This window comes from Niastella sp. (genome assembly GCF_045805085.1).
GTDB lineage: Bacteria > Bacteroidota > Bacteroidia > Chitinophagales > Chitinophagaceae > Niastella.
The window spans coordinates 1-6,281 of sequence record NZ_JBJMLX010000016.1; the positions used below are offsets into that span (position 1 = coordinate 1).

At 45.9% G+C, this 6,281-nt stretch carries 4 protein-coding genes; all 4 read right to left on the reverse strand.

What is annotated here, in order from left to right:
* Window positions 1-355 (reverse strand): two-component system response regulator (locus ACJ751_RS00835; protein ID WP_407743468.1); only part of this gene is annotated, 355 nt, incomplete at its 3' end.
* Window positions 356-360: 5 nt separating this feature from the next.
* A complete protein-coding gene (locus ACJ751_RS00840; RefSeq protein ID WP_407743469.1) occupies window positions 361-945 on the reverse strand; it encodes a chemotaxis protein CheB in 585 nt (194 codons plus the stop codon).
* Between the two features lie 9 nt (window positions 946-954).
* The gene (locus ACJ751_RS00845; protein ID WP_407743470.1) at window positions 955-1,767 is read right to left on the reverse strand and encodes a CheR family methyltransferase; all 813 of its coding nucleotides are present in this window, start codon (window positions 1,765-1,767) and stop codon (window positions 955-957) included.
* A 27-nt stretch (window positions 1,768-1,794) separates the two neighbouring features.
* Entirely contained in the window at window positions 1,795-5,838 is a 4,044-nt protein-coding gene (locus ACJ751_RS00850) for a response regulator (RefSeq protein ID WP_407743471.1), read from the reverse strand.
* Window positions 5,839-6,281 lie beyond the last annotated feature (443 nt).

Below are 6,281 nucleotides of genomic sequence, written 5' to 3' on the forward strand. Positions count from 1 at the left end.
CTTCGGTGATATCGGGATTGAGCGGTTTGTACAGGTAGTCGATAGCGCCTTCTTCAAACCCCTTCATTACAAACTGGTGTTCCTTTAATTCGGCTGTTACAAAAATGATGGGGGTTTCACTGGTGCGTTTGTTCGATTTCAGGATCTGGGCCACTTCAAAACCATCCATGTCCGGCATTTGCACATCGAGCATGATGAGGTCAATTTCCTGGTGCAGGGCCACTTTCAGCGCCTCGTTGCCATTGGTAGCACGAATGAGGTTACGTCCCGGCCGGCCCAGTATCTGTTCCAGTACATAAATATTGTTGATCTTGTCGTCTACGATCAAAATATGGTCCTCAGCCTGTTTTACCATACGAATTAATTTTTCATAGTGTCCAATAAAAATTGCCCGATAGCTTCCGGATCTAAAACATGTTGCACATAACCGGTACTGATGGCGGCCTTTGGCATTTCAGGATAATCCGCTGTTTCAGGCGCCTGGGCAATGGTAGTGCCGCCCAACGAAGCGATCTTTTTTATGCCGTTCGCCCCGTCTTTATTCGCCCCTGTTAGTATAATGGCCACCAGGCTCTCTTTATATACATCGGCTGCCGTTTCAAATAACACATCTATCGAGGGCCGGCTGTAATTTACCGGTGCATCGAAGCTTAATGAAAAAGAGCGATCGTTCTCGATAAGCAAATGATAATCGGGCGGTGCAAAATAAACAGTACCTGGCTGTATCAATTCTTTTTCATCGGCCTGTTTTATCTTCACCTCGCATTTCTGTTGTAACACTTCTTCCAGTAACGAACGTTCATCCCGCGACCGGTGCTGCACCACTATTACCGGTTTGTTGAAACTGACCGGCAATAATTGCAGGATGCGGATCATAACATATAATCCGCCTGCCGAAGCACCGATCACAATGGCATCAACCATTTTTTTTTGTTCAGGGTTCAATTGATAAGGCTATTTTGTTCTCATAAATATTTTTTCCCTTTTATCAATTTCTTCAAAACACTTCTGCTTTTCCGCAAACAGTAACGATTCTTTATTGCCCAGTCCTAAAAAGCCAAAAGGACAAAGGCTTTCATAGAACAGGCTGATCACTTTGTTTTGCAGGCTCTGGTTAAAATAAATAAGCACATTGCGACAAAGGATCAGTTGAAATTCGTTGAACGATCTATCCACTGCCAGGTTATGTACCGAAAAAACAATGTTTTGCCGCAACGATTTATCCCACAACACAGAATTATACTTTGCTTTATAATAATCGGAAAATGAATTTTTGCCTCCGGCTTTCAAATAGTTTTCCGTATAGGTTTTCATGTTACTGATGGAAGAAATGCCATCGCGCGCTTTCTGCAAGGCATCCTGGTTAATATCGGTGGCATAGATCACGGTCCTTTCCAGCAACCCTTCTTCCCTGAACAGAATGGCCATAGAGTACACTTCTTCCCCGGTGCTGCAACCCGCTATCCATACTTTTATGAACGGGTAGGTAGCCAGCCGGTTGATCACATTTTTTCGCAGGCTTTTGTAAAAAAGCGGATCCCGGAACATTTCGGTCACGTTCACCGTGATCTCCTGGATAAAATGTTCAAAGGCCGTTTCATCTTTCAGCACCATTTTTCCCAGGTCTTTCAGGCTGACGATCTTTTTACTATCCATGAATGCGCTTATTCGCCGAAAAACGGAAGCTTCTGCGTATTCGGTAAAATCGTATCCATACACAAACCTTACAGATTCCAGGAATTGCCTGTATTCTTCATTAGCGATCATTCATACTGTTTTTAGCATCCCTCCTATTTATTTATAAAGCCATACACGCATCAGCGACAACAGCTGGTCTATGTTCACCGGTTTGGAAATGTAATCGCTCATGCCCGCTTCCAGGCACTTCTCCCTGTCGCCTTTCATCGCCTTTGCCGTTAATGCAATGATGGGCAGTTTATCAAACCGGTCCATCCTGCGGATGGCCCTGGTAGCTTCGAATCCGTCCATTTCAGGCATCATGATGTCCATGAGCACGATGTCGATCCCGGGATGTTTGTCCAGCATTTCGAGGGCTACCTGGCCGTTTTCCGCTACAAAGCATTTCATACCTTCTTCTTCCAGCACATTGGTCAGGGAGTATATATTGCGCATGTCGTCATCAACGATCAGCACTTTTTTATTTTTCAGCACTTCTTCGGTACGGTGTAGTTTGCGAATGATCTGCTGTTTTTCTTTTGGCAGCTTTGCTTCCACCCGGTGCAGGAACAAGGCTGTTTCATCCAGCAATCGTTCCTGTGAGTCGCTGGTTTTAAGCACTACGGTATTGGCCAGTTTTTCCAGTCGCCGCGCTTCGTCCTTGTTCATATCCCGGCCGGTATATACAATGATCGGGATCTTGTTCAGCTGTTCATTTTCTTTTATTTTTTCCATCAGCTCAAAACCGGTCATATCGGGCAGTCCCAGGTCAATGATAATGCAATCGAACCGTTCATGCTGCAACATGTTGTATGCCTCCTGCCCCGTGTGGGCGGAAAAGGATTTTATATCGCTGTTGCCAATGAGCTCACGAATGGCCTTGTTCTGTGCTGCATTGTCTTCCACCACCAGCAGTTTTTTCAGCTTGCGGTTTATAAACTCCTGAATGCGGTCAAAGGCGTCATGAACGGCATCATGGGTAAGCGGTTTGCGAATAAAGTCAAACGCCCCCAGCTCAAGCCCTTCTTTGCGCCGGTCGTACCCCGACATGATCTGTACGGGTATATGCCGCAGTTCCGGATCATTTTTCAACAGCTTCAATACTTCGGAACCATCCAGCACCGGCAGCTTCATATCCAGTATTATTGCGTCGGGGCGGTAATACCGGGCCAGGCTCAATCCCGTGTTGCCCTGGTGGGCTAAAATGCCCTTGTACCCTTTATTCCGGGCACTATCCAGCAGCACTTTCGCAAACACCACGTCATCTTCAATGATGAGGATGGTTTTATCATTATCCCTGAGGTTATAGCGGTCGTCCTCCGCATCCTGGTGAGGCGCAGGCACATGCGGGGGGATAACCGGCAATTCCTTTTTGACGGCCGGCTTGCGTATTTCTATGTTCTTTTCTCCACTGGTCACATTTTCCGTATCAAATTTCAATGGCAGGTACAACGTAAAGGTGCTGCCCTTACCTGGTGAGCTTTCCAGGTGTATTTCGCCACCCAGGGCGCCGGCCAGTTCCCGGCTTATAGACAGTCCCAGACCGGTGCCGCCATATTTTCTTTTGTTTGAACCGTCGGCCTGCTGGAACGCTTCAAAAATAATACCCTGCTTACTTTCGGGGATACCAATACCCGTGTCGCTAACCGAAAACACCACCACCTCGGGCAGCTGCCTCAATTTTTCATTCCGCAAAGACACATTGGGCCGTTCCAGATCGATGCGAACGTCAATCTTTCCATCCTGGTCGGTAAACTTGAAGGCATTGGACAACAGGTTGCGCAGGATCTGCTCCAACCGTTGCTTATCAGTGTGCAAAGGCGAGGCAAAACGTTCCTCCTCATAATATATATTGAACTCGATGTTCTTGCTCTTCGCCACCTCCGTGAATAGCTGCTTAAGGCTGTTGGTCAGTTCGCTTACCGGCACCTCATTGATCTCGATCTCTATTTTGCCGGCTTCCACTTTCGACAGATCGAGTATTTCGTTGATAAGTGTTAACAGGTCGCTGCCGGAGTTGTATATATTCGTGGCGAACTCAACATCCTTGGGAGAGAGTGTTTGGTTTTTGTTTTCCGTTAATAGTTGTGACAGGATCAGAATGCTGTTAAGCGGCGTACGCAATTCGTGCGACATATTGGCCAGGAATTCCGATTTGTATTTACTGGTTGATTCCAGTTCCCGGGCCTTGTTTTCTACCTCCATTTTGGCCAGCTCCAGTTTTTCTTTTTGTTCTTCCAGCAGGTTGGCCTTTTCTTCCAGCTCTTCATTGGTTTGTTGCAGTTCTTCCTGCTGGGCCTTTAGCTCGGCTTCCGAGCGTTCCAGCAACCTGGTCTTTTCACTCAGCTCTTCATTGGTTTGTTGCAGTTCTTCCTGTTGCGCTACCAGCTCTTCCGATTGGCGCTGGGTTTCTTCCAGCAACTCTTTTTGCAGCACCCTTACCTGTGCTGAGTTGATGGCAATGCCAATATTTTCTGAAACGATCTTTAATAATTGCAGGTCCAGGTCGGTGATCTCACGCACCGTTCCAATTTCAATTACGCCTTTCAGGTAGTTGTCGAACAGGAATGGGTATACCAGGATATTTTTAGGGGTAACCTGGCCCAGGCCTGAATTTATTTTTACATAATCGTCAGGAACATTGGCAAATACGATGGGCTTCTTTTCCCTGGCCGCCTGTCCTACCAGACCTTCCCCTATCTGAATACTATTGGCGTTTCCCTTCCGGAATGAATAGGCATAACTACCTGCCAGCAACAACTGGTTGCTCTCCGCTACATAAATGGCGCCCACCTGGGCTTTAAAATAAGGCGTAAGCAGGTTAATGATCTGCTGGGCAAGTTCCTGTACAGTTTTTTCACCCCGCAAAATGTTATTCATTTCACTGGCGCCTGTCAACATCCAGGTGCGCACCTCATTTTCATTGGAGAACTTTTGCAGGTTCAGCTTCATGTTCTTCAACGCCTTACTCAGCAGATCGGCATCGCTGCGTACTGTTATGACCGGGCTATAGTCACCCCGTGCGATCGTATCTGCTATTACGGTATATTCTTTCGAGATCTCGACCATCCTGTTAAAAGAGGCAGCCAGGTTCCCTATTTCATCTCTGGTATTTGCAGGAACAACAATATCTGTTTCCCCCATAGCAATGCGATCTGCCGCGGTTTTGATCACCGATAATGACGTAACAATGGAACGGATCACGAATATCAACAGGAGCGAAATAAGCGCCATCACCACTATTACAATGATTACGCCCCTGATAAAGGCGGCGGAAAGAAATGCGAGCTTTTCTTCGGCCAGTTGCCGGGTCTCCAGGGTAGAAAGGTCTTCCTGTGCTTTTAATTCGTTTAAAAAAGTAGAGATATTTATGCGCCAGGTATTCACCGACATGGTAGCCGCTACGTCGGGATCATTAAATACCGAATCAATCATTGCTTTAGCCAGTACAATGGCCGGGTTGTTGATGCGGGAAGTAAAAGCAGCCTGCTGTTCAGGCGTTGCATTCATATAATACCTGTGGAGCTTTAATTCAAATTTGCCTTTCAGACTGGCAAAGTCTGCGAACTCATGTCCCTGGAATTCTTTCTTTAAAATGGCAATATGCATGCGCATGCGCAACTGGGCCAAAAAACCGATCCCGTTCAACAGATAGAAATGCGCTTCTGTCATATTCCTGATCTCTGGGTCCTGCGCACTGCGATAATTTGCATTCACTTCGTCCAACAGATGATTGCTGATGTTGGTATAGGCATTGGTCATTGTATCCACATCTACCTGGAACTGATTGATACTTTCCCGGATATCGCCGATATTATTCAGTACAGCAAACTTCTTATCCTTTTTCTGTTCTTTTAACAGCTGGTTAAGCGCAGCAATGGTTTTGTCAGTTTGCATCCGCTGATTCAACATTTCCGTTTTTTCTTCCTTTCCACCAGTGTTGAGATAACTGATGGCATAACCGCGTTCTTCCTGCACACTGTAAATGATGTCGGCAATTTTTTCAATTTCCGTTACATAATCATGAACCCGGCGCAGGTTATCGCGTTTGGTAATTTTGTCAGCTACATCGGTGGCGAGAAAGTACAGCAATGCCCCCAGGGGAACGAGGGAAACAAGCAGTAATTTGTTCCTGATAGACAGGTTTTGGATAAACTTCATAGCAATAGTAATTAATCAGCAGCATTACGCTTGTAATTGCTGTGGGTATAGAAATTGCTACTACAGACCTTTCCTGCTAATTTTTAGCGCCGGTTATTTCTTATTACTACCGGTGCTGCACCAATTTATTGTCAGGAATCTTAAAACCGGGTGTACTATCAGAATCTTATATGGGACATAAGTCCGTAACCTGTTGGACTGGTTGAAATTACGAAAAATATATTAACAACATGAATTATTAATTGGTTGATTTAGAACGCTAAACGGGGAACGCTAATTCTTTTGATAGTCTTCCCTCCTGAGTATTCAGGCCTTCAATCGAGTAGGTGGCGTAGGATTAGTTCCTACGCCGACCTCTCCCACCACCGTACGTACCGTTCGGTATACGGCGGTTCCCTAATTTAGTAAACGCGCATTCAGGTAACAGTCCGTGAAGAATAGAA

Coding starts and splice junctions, on each gene's coding strand:
- ACJ751_RS00845 (WP_407743470.1), bottom strand. CDS start 1,767: ATGATCGCTAATGAAGAATACAGGCAATTCCTGGAATCTGTAAGGTTT.
- ACJ751_RS00850 (WP_407743471.1), bottom strand. CDS start 5,838: ATGAAGTTTATCCAAAACCTGTCTATCAGGAACAAATTACTGCTTGTT.